At 71.9% G+C, this 15804-nt stretch carries 21 protein-coding genes; 3 read left to right on the forward strand and 18 right to left on the reverse strand.

Going from position 1 to position 15804, the window contains the following annotated elements:
* Positions 1–104: 104 nt before the first annotated feature.
* The 4 genes from ACFV8H_RS14805 to ACFV8H_RS14820 all read right to left on the reverse strand — a co-directional run bounded on the left by ACFV8H_RS14805 (position 105) and on the right by ACFV8H_RS14820 (position 4632).
* Complete coding sequence (locus ACFV8H_RS14805) at positions 105–1205, reverse strand: DUF4192 domain-containing protein (RefSeq protein ID WP_380399681.1); 1101 nt, start codon at positions 1203–1205, stop codon at positions 105–107.
* Between the two features lie 74 nt (positions 1206–1279).
* Positions 1280–2326 carry a DUF4192 domain-containing protein gene (locus ACFV8H_RS14810; RefSeq protein WP_380399683.1) on the reverse strand — a complete coding sequence of 349 codons (1047 nt, stop codon included), beginning with the start codon at positions 2324–2326 and terminating at the stop codon, positions 1280–1282.
* Positions 2327–2525: 199 nt separating this feature from the next.
* Positions 2526–3509, reverse strand: coding sequence for a DUF4192 family protein (locus tag ACFV8H_RS14815; RefSeq protein ID WP_380399685.1), 984 nt, complete (start codon positions 3507–3509; stop codon positions 2526–2528).
* An 85-nt stretch (positions 3510–3594) separates the two neighbouring features.
* The gene (locus ACFV8H_RS14820; RefSeq protein WP_380399687.1) at positions 3595–4632 is read right to left on the reverse strand and encodes a DUF932 domain-containing protein; all 1038 of its coding nucleotides are present in this window, start codon (positions 4630–4632) and stop codon (positions 3595–3597) included.
* 450 nt (positions 4633–5082) lie between these two features.
* Between ACFV8H_RS14820 and ACFV8H_RS14825 the strand changes: the two genes are divergently transcribed.
* Positions 5083–5298: a hypothetical protein gene (locus ACFV8H_RS14825; RefSeq protein WP_380399689.1), complete on the forward strand. Its 216-nt coding sequence runs from the start codon at positions 5083–5085 to the stop codon at positions 5296–5298.
* Positions 5299–5300: 2 nt separating this feature from the next.
* Positions 5301–6239: a hypothetical protein gene (locus ACFV8H_RS14830; protein WP_380399690.1), complete on the forward strand. Its 939-nt coding sequence runs from the start codon at positions 5301–5303 to the stop codon at positions 6237–6239.
* Here the strand turns inward: ACFV8H_RS14830 and ACFV8H_RS14835 are convergent.
* From ACFV8H_RS14835 to ACFV8H_RS14895, 13 genes are all read right to left on the reverse strand, one after another.
* The gene (locus tag ACFV8H_RS14835; protein WP_380399692.1) at positions 6236–6595 is read right to left on the reverse strand and encodes a hypothetical protein; all 360 of its coding nucleotides are present in this window, start codon (positions 6593–6595) and stop codon (positions 6236–6238) included. The two genes, ACFV8H_RS14830 and ACFV8H_RS14835, sit on opposite strands and share 4 nt — an antisense overlap.
* A gap of 132 nt (positions 6596–6727) precedes the next feature.
* Entirely contained in the window at positions 6728–7057 is a 330-nt protein-coding gene (locus ACFV8H_RS14840; RefSeq protein ID WP_380399694.1) for a single-stranded DNA-binding protein, read from the reverse strand.
* Complete coding sequence (locus ACFV8H_RS14845; RefSeq protein ID WP_380399696.1) at positions 7054–7605, reverse strand: hypothetical protein; 552 nt, start codon at positions 7603–7605, stop codon at positions 7054–7056. The genes ACFV8H_RS14840 and ACFV8H_RS14845 overlap by 4 nt, the downstream gene beginning before the upstream one ends.
* Positions 7606–7614: 9 nt before the next feature.
* Positions 7615–8199 (reverse strand): hypothetical protein, encoded by a 585-nt coding sequence (locus ACFV8H_RS14850; protein WP_380399698.1) that lies wholly within the window; start codon positions 8197–8199, stop codon positions 7615–7617.
* Between the two features lie 82 nt (positions 8200–8281).
* Complete coding sequence (locus tag ACFV8H_RS14855; RefSeq protein ID WP_380399700.1) at positions 8282–8566, reverse strand: hypothetical protein; 285 nt, start codon at positions 8564–8566, stop codon at positions 8282–8284.
* A 93-nt stretch (positions 8567–8659) separates the two neighbouring features.
* Positions 8660–9109: a hypothetical protein gene (locus tag ACFV8H_RS14860; RefSeq protein ID WP_380399702.1), complete on the reverse strand. Its 450-nt coding sequence runs from the start codon at positions 9107–9109 to the stop codon at positions 8660–8662.
* Complete coding sequence (locus tag ACFV8H_RS14865) at positions 9106–9462, reverse strand: HU family DNA-binding protein (RefSeq protein ID WP_380399704.1); 357 nt, start codon at positions 9460–9462, stop codon at positions 9106–9108. Before ACFV8H_RS14865 ends, ACFV8H_RS14860 begins: the two co-directional genes overlap by 4 nt.
* Positions 9463–9547: 85 nt before the next feature.
* Positions 9548–9772, reverse strand: coding sequence for a hypothetical protein (locus tag ACFV8H_RS14870; protein WP_380399705.1), 225 nt, complete (start codon positions 9770–9772; stop codon positions 9548–9550).
* Positions 9773–9835: 63 nt separating this feature from the next.
* On the reverse strand, positions 9836–10450 hold the full coding sequence (locus ACFV8H_RS14875) for a hypothetical protein (protein ID WP_380399707.1): 615 nt from the start codon (positions 10448–10450) through the stop codon (positions 9836–9838).
* A gap of 152 nt (positions 10451–10602) precedes the next feature.
* Positions 10603–11568 carry a LysM peptidoglycan-binding domain-containing protein gene (locus tag ACFV8H_RS14880; RefSeq protein WP_380399709.1) on the reverse strand — a complete coding sequence of 322 codons (966 nt, stop codon included), beginning with the start codon at positions 11566–11568 and terminating at the stop codon, positions 10603–10605.
* 114 nt (positions 11569–11682) lie between these two features.
* Positions 11683–12225: a hypothetical protein gene (locus ACFV8H_RS14885; protein ID WP_380399711.1), complete on the reverse strand. Its 543-nt coding sequence runs from the start codon at positions 12223–12225 to the stop codon at positions 11683–11685.
* Positions 12226–12465: 240 nt separating this feature from the next.
* Positions 12466–13557, reverse strand: a complete 1092-nt coding sequence (locus tag ACFV8H_RS14890; protein WP_380399713.1) for a hypothetical protein — start codon at positions 13555–13557, stop codon at positions 12466–12468.
* 176 nt (positions 13558–13733) lie between these two features.
* Entirely contained in the window at positions 13734–14363 is a 630-nt protein-coding gene (locus ACFV8H_RS14895; protein WP_380399715.1) for a hypothetical protein, read from the reverse strand.
* Positions 14364–15077: 714 nt separating this feature from the next.
* Between ACFV8H_RS14895 and ACFV8H_RS14900 the strand changes: the two genes are divergently transcribed.
* Entirely contained in the window at positions 15078–15221 is a 144-nt protein-coding gene (locus ACFV8H_RS14900; protein ID WP_380399716.1) for a hypothetical protein, read from the forward strand.
* 80 nt (positions 15222–15301) lie between these two features.
* On the opposite strand, the gene ACFV8H_RS14905 is transcribed toward ACFV8H_RS14900, so the two are convergent.
* Positions 15302–15772: a hypothetical protein gene (locus ACFV8H_RS14905; protein ID WP_380399718.1), complete on the reverse strand. Its 471-nt coding sequence runs from the start codon at positions 15770–15772 to the stop codon at positions 15302–15304.
* Positions 15773–15804 lie beyond the last annotated feature (32 nt).

Raw genomic sequence — 15804 nt, forward strand, 5'->3', positions numbered from 1 at the left:
TGGGGGGGTTTTGTTTAACCACAGTTTGCCCCCGTGGTTGGGGGGGACGCGCGGGGGGGGGGGGGGGGGGGGGGGCCCCCCCGGCCCCACCCCGGCCCGGGCGGTCAGCTGTCGCGGCCGCGAAGGCGGCCCTCACGTTCTTCCCGGACCACGTCAAGGATGCCGTCCACGGAGCCCGTCATCACGATCTGCTCCATCAGGAGCTCGGCCAGAAGGTAGCGCGGGTCGGAGCTGCGCGCCCTTTCGAGGGCGATGAGCGCGGCCGGGCCTTCCCCGGCGACGGCGGCGGTGAACGCGGCGAGCGTCAGGGGGGCGGCGACGAACGTCGTGGTAGTGCTGGCGCATCGGCGGGCCAGCAGCTCCCACAGTTCCCGGGCGCGCGCGAGCTCGTCCGATTCGATGTATCCGAGCGCGACGTCCCGCAGAGGCCGGTGACGCAGTCCGACGATCAGCTCTGCCGTCTGCCCGGGGGTGAGGCCCTCCAGGGGGGTGCCGTCTCCCCCGCCCAGCAGCAGCCGGTCGAGGATCGCCGTGAGCCGTTCGGATTCGGCGTCGAAGCTGCTGGCCCGCACGCGGTCGGCCCGCTTGCCGACGGCGTGCAGGATCGCGGCGTGCTGGGCTTCCGCTTCGTCCCCGGTGACGGGTTCGAAGGGGGCGGTGAGCGCGGCTTGGCTGGGCGGTGTGGGGATGCCGATGGCGCGGGCGTTCATGGTGACCACGCCCGGGTTGTCCGGGCCGTCCACGGGCATGCCCTCGTGCCGGTAGTTGGGGTTGGCGTGGTGGTACACCCACCAGTGGGTGGGCGTGACGAACATGACGGCGAGGGTGTCGATGCCGTGGGCCTCGGCGGACAGCAGCAGTGCGTCCGCCAGCACCCGGTGCCGGGTCATCGCGGCGTAGCCGTCGCCCGCGTCCCGCTGGCCCGCGCACAGGTACACCAGGATGTCGGCCGGGCCGGTGGCGAACTTCTCCAGGCGGTTCAGCGTGCTGTGCATCATGCGGTGCGCGGCCTCGTTCGGGTTGTCCTCGCCGTCGGGCAGGTCGAACTTCTGGCTGAACAGGGGGCGGTCGTGCAGGGTGTCGTGGGCGAGGACGAACACCATGCCGTCGCGGCCGTCGGGCCGAAAGCTCAGCAGGTAGGGCAGCGCTTCGACGGCCTGGGCGGGGCTGCGGACGTCGAAGGCGGGCACCGTGTGGATGTTCAAGGGGATCTCTCCGCTCGTGGGTTGGTGTGGGGCGGGCAGGGGCCGCTCGGCTCGCGGCCCCTGCCGGGGGCGGATCAGCCCGTGACGGGGTTGCCCCGGGTGGCGCGGTGCTCGCGCAGGTGCTCGCGCAGGTGGTTGAAGCTCGATTCGCTGTTGAAGACGCTGAGGAGGAAGTACGTCAGGTCCTGGCCCGGGAGACACACTTCGGCGGCCTGGAGGGCGAGTCGGGACGTGGCGTCGCGGCCGAGCGCCCATGCGGTGAACGCGTGGAGGGCGAGCGGTACGGCGGCGTGGTCGGTGTAGGCGGCGGGGCAGCGGTGGGCCAGGGCGAGCCACAGCTCGTTCGCGGCTTCCAGCTCGTGGTCCTCGCAGTGCATGAGCCCGGTGTTGCACACGTCGTCGTACTGGAGGGTGAGCAGCAGTCGGGCCGCGAGGTCGTCAGGGATGTCCTTGGCCTGTCGGGCACCGGTCGCCAGCTCGGCAATGGTGTGAGTCACGAGGTCGATCGCGTCGTCCACGACGCTCTGGTGCCCGCTGGAGAGGATCTCGGCGTGCAGGGCGCGCACGGCGGTGTCGAGGGTCGCGGCCATGACGGCGGCCTGGGCGCCGGTGGCGGGGGCGAGGGATTTCAGGACGTCGCTGCTGCGCGGCAGGCCGGTCGAGTCGAGCGCTGCGGGCGGCTCGGGGATGGGGTGTCCGTCGTTGGGGCCGGTCGTCAGCATGGACCAGTAGTGGGACCGGGTCACGTACACCGCTTCGCTCAGGACCAGTCCCCGGCGGTGGCAGGCGCCGCGCAGGTGGTCGGCGATGGGCTGGTGGGTGAGGCGGGACTGCGGCCCGTAGTCCGGGTCGGCCGGGTCGGGGCAGACGTAGGCGACGAGCCGGTGGGTCGGGAACAGGAACGACGTGGAGTCGTCCTGCTGGTGGCCGACGAGTTCTTCGGCGAGGGACGGCCAGTGTGCGGGGTCGGCGGGCAGATCGGTGCGGACGAAGCCGAGCGGCGTACCGGTCGGGGTGATGCCGGCCAGGACCACGCTGTTCTCGGGGTGGTAGTCGAAGAGGAACGGCAGCAGGTGAACCAGGCCTTCGGTGCCGTTGAGCAGGAGCAGCTTGTCGTTCATGGGTCCTATCAGGGTTGGTCCGGATTCGCAGTCCGGAGAGGCAACAGAAGAGGACTTCTGTCTTCTTTCTTGACTCAAGTCTATTTGAGGGCATGCCTGTTGGGCACACCCCAATTCCCCGGGACTGGAGCTCAGTCGGGGCCGGGCCAGGGTGCTCGCCCCGGCAAGGACGGGCACCCTGGCGACACCGCACCCCCGGCTACTCCTCGCGCCACTTGCGCAGGGAGGCCCTCAGCGACTCCGCCACGCTCACCGGCGCGCCAATGACCTGGTCGAGCTCCGCCAGGGCGACCAGGCCCATCAACGCCTGCGCCTGCTCGAACCCCGGGTTGACCTCCAACGCAAGCAGCAGCGCCTCTGCGGCCGCCGGCACGTCGCCGTCGAGCAGCAGCGCGGCGCCGAGCAGAGTGAACGGCGCGGCGGCCATGCGGCGGTACGGGTCGACACACAGGCAGGCGACGCGCGACCACAGCAGCACCGCCCGCGTCACTTCCTCGGGTTCGCAGTACGTCGAGACCGTGTGCAGGACGTCTCCGCTCTGAACCGCGAGGAGCAGCTGCGCCGCCTCCGGGTCGGCCAGTTCCTCGAGGTCGCGGCGACCGGTCAGCATGGCGTCGAGCAGCGACTCGATGTGCTGCTTGGCGGCCTCGTGGCCGGCTTCCAGCTCACGCGCGAAGGCGCGCACGGCATCGGCCACCACGCCCGCAGCACCCTCCGTCCCGCCCACAGGGTGCCCGTCAGCCGTCTGCCGCCCGGCAGCGCGGGGTGCTCCTGGGCCGGGGGCGCTGGCGGACGGGTCGGCAGGCAGGGTCCACCAGTGGGTGGGGGTGATGAACTGGCTTTCGAGCACGGCCAGGCCGTACCGCGCGCACGCGGTGGCGAGGTGGCGCCAGACGGCGGTGTAGGTGTCGGCGTCCTCGGGGCCGTGGCCGTCGCGGGCGTAGACGAGCAGCGCGACACTGCGCTGCCCCTTGCTGGTGGCGGGCAACTCGGCGACGTCGCCGATGAACGCCCGGGCGATGGACGGCCAGCGCCCCGGGTCCTCCGGGATGTCCGCGAGGAGCACCCGCAGGGGCTCACCGAACTCGGCGACGACGATCTGCCCGGCCGGTTCGCGCCCGAGCGCGCCGGCGACGAAGTCGGCCAGGTCGGCCATCGCGACGATGAAGGGGTTGTCGGACACGACTGTTCCTCGTTCCAGGTGGTGGGGCCGCGCCGTCGGGCGGCGCAACCGGTTTGACGTGGAGCGGCTAACGGGCGGCCGGGGGTTAGGCCGCGAGGAGCAGGGCCTTCGCCGTGTCCTTGAGCGGGCTCTTCTGGTCGTGCAGCAAGGTGGTCATCGCCAGGTTGGCCCGGTGCGCCTGCTCGGACAGCGCCTCGGGGGCCTTGACGGTGCGGAAGTAGTCCTCGAACTCGATGACGGCCTGGAGGGCGGCCCAGCGGGTGCCCCGGATGTTGTCCTGGGTGTGGGCCTCGGCGAACAGGTGGTGCAGCCGGTCACGCCGCTCCTCGTGGGCGGCGAGGATGTGCTTGCGCGCCCCCTCAGCCGGGGCCTTCCACAGCTGGGCAATCAGCTTGTCGAACTCCTGATTGGTCATCGCCTGCTGGTAGAGGGCGGCGGCCTCGGCCTCCAGGGCGGCGGCGTAGCGCTCGGTGAAGCCGAGGGTGCGACGGGCCTCCTCCAGCTGCGAGAGGGCGTCGACGGTGTGGCGGACCTTCCAGACCCGGTGAGCGTCGCTGACGGCGAGGTCGAGGGTGTTGGTGCACACCGCCCGGACCGGGGTCTCGACGGCGACGGCGGCGGAGCGGCCGTCGTGGCTGTTGGCGAACAGGGTGTACAGGTCGATGCGGTCGGCCGCGCCCTCGGGGTCGAGGGTGATGCTCGGCGACTTGACCGACATGAAGACGACCCGGCCGCCGTCGAGTGCCCCGGCGGTCTCGTAGGTGACGTGGCCGCCGCCGACCAGCTCGTCCAGGAAGGCGAACGCCTCGCGGTTCTGGATCGGGGTCCAGGTGTTGCCGACGAGGCCGCCGACCCAGTCGCCGGTGTCGGTACGGACGGTGGCGAAGCGGTTGGGGATCTTCTTGCCGAGCTTGCCCTTGTTCATCGGCAGGATCGGCAGCTTCTCAACCTCCCAGTCCAACTTGGCGAGGTGCAGCACCTCGTCGCTGGTCTTGGCCTCCTCGGTGACGGTGCCGAGGCCGTGCCAGGCGGGCTGGCGGTGGGAGTAGAAGGCGGCCTCGCCGGTGGTGTTGTCGATGGCGCCGAGGTCGGCCCGGCCGGTGATGACGTCGCTGTCGCGCATGGGGTTTCTCCTGTGAGGTCTGCCCGGGTTCGCGGTCCGGGCGGGCAACGAAGCTGACTTTCGTCTGCTTTCTTGACCTCAGTCTATTCTCGGGCGGACACCCTTGGGCACACCCTTCGAGAGACGAGTTCCGGGGGCCGCACCGGCCGGCGGCCCGCCGGGAGCCCGGCCGCGGCGGGCACCGAACCCGGGGTCAGGGCGGGCCGGAGCGACAGGGGAGGCTGGACGAAAACGAATCAAAGTCGCGGGAAGCAGCAGGTCATCGCGCTTTCCCGGATCTTGTAGAAGTCCGACGTCGGTCGGCCTCGCGACACGAACGGAGTAGCGGAGCGGCTCGCCAACGGCATATTTCTGTACTCACCCGGCCGTCGAAGCGGCTGAGTTGATCGGCCCCCTCGACGGCGCCGCCGGCCCGCGCGGCGCGCCCGCCACGTACCCAAGGAGACCCCCATGAAGTTCTTGCCCTCGCCGACCAAGGTCCTCGCCCAGACCCGCCTGTCCGGCCCCGAAGCCGCGTTCCTCGTCTCCCTGGTCATCGTGCTCGCCGTCCTGGCGCTCACCGGCAGGCCCGTTCCGGACGCGCTCCTCATGATGGCGACCGCCTCCAGCACCCTGATCACCCGTGGACACCCGGGCGGCGGCCAACTCGAGGGACGGAATCGCTGACCGTGGGGCGCCGCGCCAACCCCGTCCCGGCGAACACCGGACCGCGCCTGCGGGCGCTGGCCACCGCCTTGCGCAGGATGAAGGAGTCGAGCGGCCTCACCTACGCCGAACTCGCCAAGCGCAGCGCGCGCCGCGGCGAGCCGAAGGGCGCCGCCACCCTCAGCCAGGCCGCCGCCGGTCACCGCCTCCCCCGACTCGACACCGCTCTCGCGTTCGCCCGCGCGGCCGCGGACCCCGACGACGTACCCACCCAGCACCGGGCGACGCAGCACGTCCACACCCTGTGGACGAGGGCCTCCGTTGAACACGCCGCCCCGCTGGCCGCCGGCGGCCCGCCGCCCGCGGCGCAGGACGGGGCATCCCGCCCCAAGCGCACGCTGGCCAACCTGGCCCTGGGGCTCAGGAGGATGCGGGCGCAGGCCGGCCAACCGTCGCTCAAGGCCCTTGAAGGCCTGTCGGAGGCCGCCGGGTACCGGGTGCCGAAGAGCACCGTCCACCTGATCCTGGCCGGGCGTGTCCTGCCGACCCGGGACCAGCTCGCCGCGCTGCTCACCGCGGTCGACTCCGCCGCAGGATCAGGCCGGTCCGTGGTGCGCAGCCGGCGGAAGTGGATGGCGCTCCGCGACTTCGTCGAGTCCAGGGCCTCTCCCGCACCGCTCGTTCGCGTCACCGGCTACGGGTGCGTGGACGGCTCCCTCGACGCGCTGCTGGAGCGCCGGGACCGCGACGAGGGGATCCTGCGCAAGGTCGGCAAGTTCGCCGAAGACGAGGCCGATGAGCAGGACGAGTACCGTCTCGGTGTCACTTCCAAGCCCGCCTCGTGGGATGTCATGGACGACGAGGAACTGGCCGCGTGGGAGCAGAAGGCCCTCGAGGCCGACCTGGCGCACCGGAGCGGCCGCGACTTGCTCGCCGAGCTGCGTCCCTCGGCCGACAGTTAGCTGCTCGCGCGACGGTTGCGCAGCTCCAGCCCCGCTTGCTTGGCGTAGCGGGTCACCAGGGCCGGGGACAGCCCGGAGGCGTCGGAGATGCGGTACACGGGCACGGACCGGTCAGGGTAGGCGGCGACGACGCCTTCGAGGCGCATCTCGCGCATGGTCGTAGCGGTGTCGTCGATCGCCGCGAGCGGGTCGCGCAGCTGGTCGAGGAGGTCCATCGGCTCCAGGCCGGCTTCCTTGAGGGCCTCCAGTGCGGCTTGGAGCTCCTGGGCGGCGGCGGCGAGTCGTTCGCCGGGGCTCGCCGCGGTGCGGCGCGTCGTGCTGCGCTTCGGCGTCGCGGCCGGCTCCTTGCCGCTCATCGGTGTTCTCCTTCGTGCTGCGGTCCGGCCGGGGCCGGGGGTCGTCTATGTCTATCAGGGGCTGTGGAGGCTGGCGAACAGCGCGGCATGCCCGCGCCCTGCGGGGCAGGACGCGGGCATAGGCGCAGGCTTCTACAGCAGGGTGCCGATCGCCTCGACGGTCAGCTCGACCAGCAGGCGGGCGCTCTCGCCGCGCGGCTGGTGCACGCGCTGGGTGAGCTGTCCGACCACGATGACCCGGTCGTTCGCCCGCAGGGTCTCCGCCGTCTTGTGCGCGAGTTCCCGCCAGGCGACGCAGCGTACGGTCAGCTCTCTGGCCTCCGGGTCGCGCGGCTGGCCTGGCTCGGCGAGCCGCGGGCGTTGCAGGAGGGTGAATGTCGTCTTGGCCGGGCCGGGCGGCTGGTACAGCTCCGGGTCGCGCAGCAGGCTGCCGATCAGGGTGGCGTGGTTGGGGACGTTCACCAGCCACCGACCCGGTGTACGGCGTCAACCTCGCGGGGGTCGGCGGCGGCTGCGGCGTCCAGGCACCGGGCGATGCGCTGGAAGTGGCGGGCGGTCTCCATGGGGTGGGCGTCGTGACGCGGCCACCGGGGCAGGTCCCGCAGGGGCAGGGCGAGGCGGTGGGCTTCCTGGCGCAGGCTGCCGACCCAGTCCGGTACGGCGGCAGGCAGCGCGCCGAGGCGGTGGCACATCCGGGCGAGGACGAGGTGGTCGGTGTCACCGCGCCACGACCACAGTTCGGGGCCGGAGGTGTCCTTGAGGAACCAGTGGAGTTCGCAGGCGAGCCGGTCGCGGCTGCGCACGGCCGGGTCTCGGCGGTCAATGCGGCCGTCGTGCCATCGCAGGTGGGCGAGGCCGGGTCCGATCGTCTGGGTGGGGTCGAGGCGGGCGCGCCCGATCGAGCCGTTGATGGCGTAGTAGGAGGCGCCGTCCTCGCGCAGGAGGGCGATGCTCACCGGGGTGACGGCCTGGCCGTCGTCCTGGTAGGTGGCGGCGGTGAAGACGCGCATGGGGTCCTCTCAGTGATCTGCGGCAGGGTGGCCGGCGTGCGGCGCAGCGGGCGGGCCGAGTTCGAGCGCCTGCATGCGCTGCTCGAGGCGGTCGGCGCAGCGTTCGTAGGCGTCGGTGATGGCGTGGTTGCGGTCGGCGGCGAGGTCGTCCAGGCACATGCGGATGCGCCAGGCGAGCAGGTCCTGTGGGGAGGTGTAGCGGGAGCGCTTGGCGGTGCGCTCGTCGCTGCCCATGCGTGCGGACAAGATGATCCAGCGGCCGGTGAAGGCGTAGTAGTGGACCCACACGGTCCAGTAGCTGGTGCCGGACTCGGCGTAGGCGAAGCGGACTTCACCGATGCCGGGCACCCATGTCCAGTCGCCGTCCTGGGCGGAGCGGCGGATCGGGTCGCCGTCGGGGGCGAGGATTGTGATGTTGTCCGGGTGGACGTGCTGGAGGCCGGTGCCGTCGGGGGCGAGGAGGACGATGCACTCGTCCAGTCCTCCGAAGGGCCCGCCGGGGTGGCCGGCGCAGTCCTCGTTGGTGGTGACGGTGAAGATGCGGCCGTGCAGTTCGGTCTTGCTGCCGTGGTAGATGGCCCTGGTCGGTTCCACGGTGTGCTCCTGGTCTGGTGACGGGATGGGAGGGCGGCGAGGGCCCGGCGGCAGGGTGGTCCCTGCCGCCGGGCGCTTCGGGTTAGCCGTGCTCCGGGGAGAAGGGGTTGAGCAGCTTCCCGTTCTCGTCCGTCGGCGGGGTCCAGTCCATGAGGTCGTTCGGGTGCACGTGGCTCAGCACCAGTTCGTCACCGTCGAGCAGGTCGTACAGGTGCTGCTGGGTGCCGTTCTCGTCGGTGTAGGTGTCGCAGGTGCTTGTGCCTCGGCGGGTGGTGAGCATCCGGTGGTGCAGGGACTCCACGCGCCCGAGGTACTCCACGGTCGTGCCGTTCTCCAGGGGCGGGTGGGTTCCGTTGCTGAAGGCCATCGTCGTTCTCTCCTAGGTAGGGCCAGGGGTTCGCGGTCCCCGGCTGGCGGTACCAGCCTCCCGCACAAACAGACCTAGGTCAATAAAGAAGACTCAAGTACCTTCGGTTGGGCTCGCATGCTCCTCGGCTGCGGCCAGATGCGGAGCCAGGGCCCGTTCGACCAGGCCGTGGACCGCGCGCAGCGCCTCGTTCCAGCCCCGTGCCCACTCGTCGTCGCCTCGCTGCTGCCCGAGTTCGGCGATGGAGGTGAGTGCGGCGAGCATGGCCGGCACCGGCAGCAGGACGACGCTCGTCGCCCCGTCGTGCCCGTGGATCGGCTCGATGTCCCGGGCGTGGTCCCAGGCGACGGTGGAACCCCGCTCGCCGCGCCAGCGGGTGACCCCGGTGGAGCCGGCGGCGGTCGAGAAGATCGCGCCTTCCGCGACCACCCCTGTGCCGGAGACGCCGGTCACGTCGACGTCGCGGCGCAGCACGTACGGGGTGGGGGGCTCAGGCGCGAACTGGGCGATCAGGACTGCGAGTCGGGCCGCGAGGCGGTTCATGCCGCTTCTCCCATCGAGGTGTAGGTGCCCTTGGGGTCCTTGCGGATGGCGCTGCCTTCCTGCGGCAGGTCGCGGCGGCCGTCGGCGAGGTTGCGGAACCGCTCGTGGGCGCGGAAGCGGGGGACTCGACGTGCGGGCACGACCACCGTGCCGCCGGTCTGGGGGTTGCGGGCATTGCGGGTCGCGGCCTGGACGGCTTCGAAGGTTCCGAAGCCGGTGACGGACACCGTCTCGCCCTCGACGACAGCGCGCACGATGGCGTCGAGGACGGCCTCGATGGCGCGGGCGGCGGGCCGCCGGCCTCCGAGCACGGGGGCGAGGCGATCGATGAGGACGCGCTTGTTGACGGTCACGGGTCTACTCCTGGTTCGGTATTGGACCCCGGGCCGGGGGACGGTGTGCAGTCACGTCTCCCGGCCCGGGGGGTCATCGGGGCGCCTACGCGGATCGGGGCGCGGGCATCGGGGCCGGGCCCGGGGAGGGCTGCGGTGGCACGGCGGCGGGCTTGGCCGGGCCGGGGCAGCCGGGGCTGGCGGGCTGGGAGGTGACGACGGCCGGGGCGGGGGTTGGGCCGTCGGCATTGCGGGCCGCAGCGGCGCCGCTGATGCTTCCGAGCACCAGTCCGGCGAGGAGGGAGCCGACGAGCAGGGCGGTGCCGCGCATGGGCGGTGTCCTTTCGGGCGGGGAGCTGACCGGCCCCGCCGGGGCGGGGCCGGTCAGGGGGTGTCAGCGGCTGGGGGTCGGGCGGCCGGGGGTGACCGGCGCGCTGGTCGGGCTCGGGGTCAGGGTCGGGTTCGGTCCGGGGGTCGGGCTGACGTCACCGGTCGGGGACGGGGACGGGTTGGGGACGCAGGCGCTCGGGCCGCCGGTCGGGGACGGGGCTCCGAGGGTCGGGCCCGCCTGCACGTGGGTGACCGTGACGGTCACGGTCGGGGCGGGGGCCGGGGCGCTCTGCTCGCCGGTCTGCGACGGCAGGGTCGGGGCCGGGCTCAGCTGAGAGGCGGTCGGGACGGCCAGCGCGGCCGGGGTGGTCTCCAGCGCCGGAGCGGGCAGGGTAGGCAGCACCGGGGCCAGGGTCGGCAGCGCGGGGGCGGTCGGGGCCACGGTGCCGAGTTGCACCGGGGAGGCCGTCAGGCTCGGTACGACCGGGGCGGGCGCGGGCTGGGCGCCCGGGGCCGGGGCGGTCGCCGGGCTGCTCATCACCAGGGTGCCGGTGATGAACCCGGCCCCGGCCAGGCCGAGGGCCGCCAGAGTCCGCAGGTCCAGGCGCAGGGTGACCGCTCGGCGGGGGCTGCGGGCTCCGTCCCGGGCGGGGGCCTCGGCGGGGGTGGTTTCGGTCATCGGGCTATCTCCTTCATCGGGCCGGGGGTTCGCGGTCCCCGGCTGGCAGGACCAGCCTCGCACAAAACAGACCTGAGTCAAATAAGCCGACTCCAGTAACTTTCAGTTCGGGACGGGCACTCAAAGCGCCCGCCCCGCACGCGAGTTGACCCCTACCGACCCCGCAGCCCGTGAGCCGTCTGGTAGGCGTACAGCCACGTCAGCGGCCCGGTCAGCCCGTCCGCCGGCCCGAGGTCGCCGACGTAGTGCTCCTGGAGCGCCTGCACCTTCTCCAGATCCAGCTCCTCCATGTCCTCACTCGGCCCGACCCGGTACGGCGGCCCCCAGTCGCCGGCCTGGAGCCAGCCCTGCAACTGCTTGGCGTACGGGCTGTGCGCACCCAGTACAAAGTGCTCGCGACCGGGAAACGGCGGGGCCGGCACCTGGAGCTGCTGGCCGGCCTGGATCAGGTCCGGGTTGGCGATGCCGTTCACCGCGGCCAGCTGCGCCACCCCGGTCTCGAAGCGCCCGGCGATGGCGCTGAGGGTGTCGCCGGGCTGCACGGTGTAGACGCCGGCACTGTCGCCCGACGGCTGAGGGTCGGGCGTCCCGCCACCACCCCCGCCGCCGGGCCGGGGCGCGCCGCGCTGCACCCAGCCGTACAGCTCGTCTCCGGGGCACGACGTCGCATAGCCGTCCCTGTGGCCGCGGACCTCGCCGCCGGCGCCGCCCTGCGCCTGGCAGTACTCGATCGCGTCCACCAGGCCGTCGAGCATCGCGTCGGTCGGTGAGGTGATGCCCTCAGTGCCGACCATCGCGCATACCGCGTAATGGCCGGCGTTGAGCGCGGAGTTGCCGTTCGCGCCGTTCTTCCGGTTCAGGCCGCGCCCCTCGAACACGTACCCGTGGGGGCACACCACGAACGAGTAGGCGATGTCGAGCCAGCCCTCGCTCCGGTTGTTCTGGTGGGAGCGCTGGATGTCGCGCACGTGGCCGGCGCATCGGCCGTGGTCGCCCAGCAGGGCGCCAGGGACCGCCGAGCCCTCGTAGTGGATCTTGACGCCGCGCGTGGAGCTGATGCGGGTGTAGGCGCCGGTGGGCGCCGCCGCGCCCCACTCGGAGCGGGGGACGAGCTTCATCGGCTCGCCTCCCGCCCGCGGTCGGCCCGGTTGGTGTTCGGCACGGTTTCCTCCCCAGGTCGGGTGGTTGGTGTGCCGGGACGCTAGGCCGGACCGGTCGCTAAGGTCGCGCCGTCAGGCGGCGGGCGCCTCTGTCAACACGCCGTCCTGGTAGACGAATCGACGCTCACGCATCCGGCCGCGCACCAGGAACAGCGGCACCAGGCCGCCGCCCTCGGCAGGAGTGGCGCCGACGAGGTAGCCGGACGAGACGACCATCACCCACTCCTCGGGCTTCTCCAGGGTGAACCCGATCGCCACGGCGGAGTCCTGCGTGAGGCTCCGCTCGCTGGCACGGCGGGCGTGCGGCCGGGCGATGTGCGGGCACAGGGTGAGCGCGGCCTGCGCGCAGGCCTCGTGCATCGGCGGGTCCGAGTAGCAGCCCGTCTGTGCCGACATCGGTCCGCCGAGGAACGCGGCCGGCCCCGCCAGCGGCTCGTCGCACAGCGAGCACCGGTTCGCGAGGGCCACCCGCAGGGCGGCCGTGCCGTTGAGGGTCACGAAGTCGGCAGCGCCGCCGTCGTGCATGTTGACGACGGGGATCGGCAGGCCCCGCTTCTCGTCTCGTGGCCGGGCCGCCAGAGCGGGCGGCAGGTTGGTCAGGTCTGTGCTGGTCATCTCGTCCTCCGGGAGGCCCCGTTCGCGGCGGGGCTCGGCAACAGGAAGTCCGCCAACGCCGGGGCCGGCCACCGGACCGGCGTAACTCCAGCGCCGCGCACTCCCCGAAGTGGAAGGGAGGACGGCCTGCTGCAACAGGCTCCGGCCCGCTCGCAGCCTTCCCTCAGGAGACGAGGAGCGGGGCCCGGTGTTGGCGGACCCCACCACCCTCCCCACAGCCCGCCAGGGCGGACAACACCCTTACCTCAGCGGCCGGATGATGCCTTCGGGGGCCTCTCCGTCCGCGTTGAGCAGGTCCTGCGACACCCAGTAGGGCTCGATCAGCTTCGAGTCGGGGATGCTGCGGCCCGGGCCGGTCCACACCGTCCGGAGGTGTCCGCCTCGCTGGTGGGGGTACTGCCGCCAGCCCCCAGCCCCACCGTCGCCGCTAGCGCTCTGGACGGCGCTGCGCCGCGCCTCCTGGACTCGTGCCCGGGCGGCCTTCAATCGTGGGCCGAGCCGCCAGCCGAGCCGCAGGAAGGTGTCCGGCTTGTTCCATCGCCGCTGCTTGCCGGGTTTGGCGGCCTTGCCTCGCGGAACGGGCGGAGCGGAGATGTCCGCCTTCGACGAGCACAGGTAGACGGCGACCTGCAGCGCCCTGGTCACGATCGCGCGCTGGGCATCGGTCGGCGCCTCCTGACCGCTCCTTCGGGCAATCCTCAGCGCCAGGTCCTCGGCGGTGAACTTGTCGCCAGCCCTGGCAGGGATCGACAGGTGGCAGAACTCCAGCACCGGCGTCGTCCCACCGGGCAGAGGCGGCAGCGGGGTGCCGTCCTCGGCGAGCGGCTCGCAGATCACTGCGGCGGCGACCTCGTCCATCCGGTCGTCGCTGGTCAGGCACAGCAGCTTCTGCGGGGTGCGCCGCCCGCAGAACAGGATCGCCAGCAGCCGCCCCTTCCCGCCGCCGTCCACGCTGAGGTCGACCGTGGGCGGCTCGGCGAAGACCACCATCAGGTTGGGGTGGCGGGCCAGGTTGCGGAACAGCTGCCCCGGCAGGGTCCCGAGCCGGTACGTCGCCAGCTCAGACGCCATGTCCGGGTGCATCGCGGCGACGTTCTTCCCCTTCCTCCACAGGCGCCACAGTGCGGCCAGGGTGGTCATCTGCCGCACCTCGACCAGACTCAGGACCTCCTGCGGCACGGCGCTGACCAGGATGCCCCCGTCGATCGCGTAGTCCGGTACATCGCCAAGGCCGGCGCTGTGCAGCACGCGGTCGGCTGCCGTCAGCTCGGCCACGACCTGCTCAGCCACCGCAGCGGTAGCCCTGCCCAGTTCAACGTCCTTGCTCGCCATACGTCTTACTCCCTGCCCCCTTGGGCCCGTCCGGCCCGACTGAGTCCACACTCACCAAGGGGCGCAGAACCGGACAACAGCCTTATATGGCACGAGAGTTGACTTTCCATGACCGGGACGGACAACCCGGATGACACCATCCGGCCCGAGCTGGCCCGCGAGACCGAGCCGGCCTGCTACGGCTCCGAGCCCTCCACCAGCTCCGCGTCGACCACCGCCGCGTCCTCCTCCAGCTCTGCCGCGAAGTCCTGCCGGATCGCGGCCAGGCGGGCCGCCAGCCGCTCAACACCAGCCCCCGGGTCCACGGAGGCAACCGGCAGCTCGCCGCCGCCCGCCGGCGCGAGCTCGATCCGGGCCTGCGCCGCCCGGCCGAACGTCTCCGGCGCCAGGCACGCGAGGAGGAACTGGGCTGCCCGCCAGTCCGGTTGGGCAAAGTCCCGCTCGACCTGCACGACCCGCTCGCCGGTCTCCGGGTCGCGTACCGTCCGGGTGCGCTCCCGCACAACGTGGCCCCCGGTCGCCGCCTTCCGCACCAGCAGCACCAGCTGCGCCTTGCCCTCGCTGCGCGCGCGCGTGAACCTGTCGCGGAACTCGCAGAACGGCCGCTCACCCGCCCGGACCCGCAGGCCCGCCTCCCGCCGCTGCTGCTCCTGCTCCCCGCGCTCCAGCCACCGGTACACCGTGCTCGGGTGAACGCCGGCCATCGGCGCCGCATCGCTCACCGGAACGCCCGCCCGCACGGCGTCCAGGAGTCGCTTCTCCACCTCCGGATCGAGGGCGGGACGGCGACCGCGGCGGCTACTCACGCGGTCGACCGTACGTGGAACCCCAGGTCAACGGCTCCCCGAGAGCGCCAGCGCATGGAAACCGTCCAGTAATTAAACCCGGTTTCACATGGCTAATACTCTCAAGTTTTTGACACCAATAGAGGACCGGAAGCCCAGCGAATGCAGCCGTGATGTCTCAATTAAACCATGTTCCCCCGACATGAAAGCCTGAACTTGGGCTTCACAATCGGCGCCAATAGTCCTGCATCAAATCCCTGCACACCCCCGATGGAGTGTGCATCAATTAGCCCTTTCGGGCTAATCCGGCTCTGAGCCCCTGAACGACGCCAGGGCCCTCCGGAGCCGTATTAACGGGCCCGGTTGCGGGTCGATCCAGAGGCACTGACATGGGGATGCAGGCCCCGCCTCGACGGCCTCAGGATGACGATCAGGGGCGCAACCGCCAGGCCCACCCCGGCGCGACACGGGCGGCCTCGGATCGCCGGCTGAGACTCCGGCCTTTCAATGTCCTAGGCCTACGAACCCGCCAACTGGGGCGATTCGTGTGATGACTTTCAGGATTTGGCGAGGCATCAGCCAAGTCCTAGGATCAGGTGCGCGGATGCGAGCCGCCCTCGGGAAAGGGCGGCTCGCGTGTTCCGCTTTTCCGCACGCGTTAGCAGAAATGGAACGATGCCCATGATGGCACAGTACAAGGGCTCGACGCCTCCGCCTTCCATGGCGGACCGACCCGTGACCTGGCGGGACCTCGCGGTCTGCGGCCACGGCGCCCTGACCACGGCGAGCCTGCACAACCAGGTCGGGTGGCCGACGGCCACCTCGGCGCTCATCGGGCTCACCGGTCCGGTCCTGTGGTCCATGCTGCGCCGCCGGTAGCCGGGCGCCGACCACACGGGGCCGGTGGCAGCACCTGCAAGATCTTGCAGGTGCCTCCACCGGCCTTCCGGTCTCCTGGGTTACTCCCAGCCAAGGTTGTAGGCGATCTCGTCGTACGCGGTGCCGGTCGCGCCGCTGAGTACGGCGGGCAGGACGACCGTCCGGATCGTGAGCCCGGTGGCCTCGTTGATGAGGTCGCCGAACTCGGGGGTTCCGATCGTGGTTTGGCGGGGGCCGTCCTCGGCCTCCCAGACCGTCACCACGAGAGCGTCCGGGGGCAGGTCCGCGAGCAGGCTGTGCAGGCGCGACACCGTCATGGCGTGCCCCTCGTCGGCACTGACCTGAGGCAGGGCGACCACTGACACACGGTGGCCGGACTCGTCGCGTACCGCTGCCCTCACCGGCCACCCCAGCGGGGTACGGCCGGGGCCGCCCTGCCCGGGGCAGTCGGCGACGACCAGCAGGTCGTCGGGCATCACCCCCAGGAATCCGCGGAGGTCGCTGACCCGCAGCACGGTGACGGGCAGGTCAAGAGGAACCCTGAGCAGCATCGTTGTTGTCTCCTTGGTGTGGGCGGCCGGGA

This window comes from Kitasatospora sp. NPDC059827 (assembly GCF_042731675.1).
In the GTDB taxonomy this organism is placed as follows: Bacteria; Actinomycetota; Actinomycetes; order Streptomycetales; family Streptomycetaceae; genus Kitasatospora.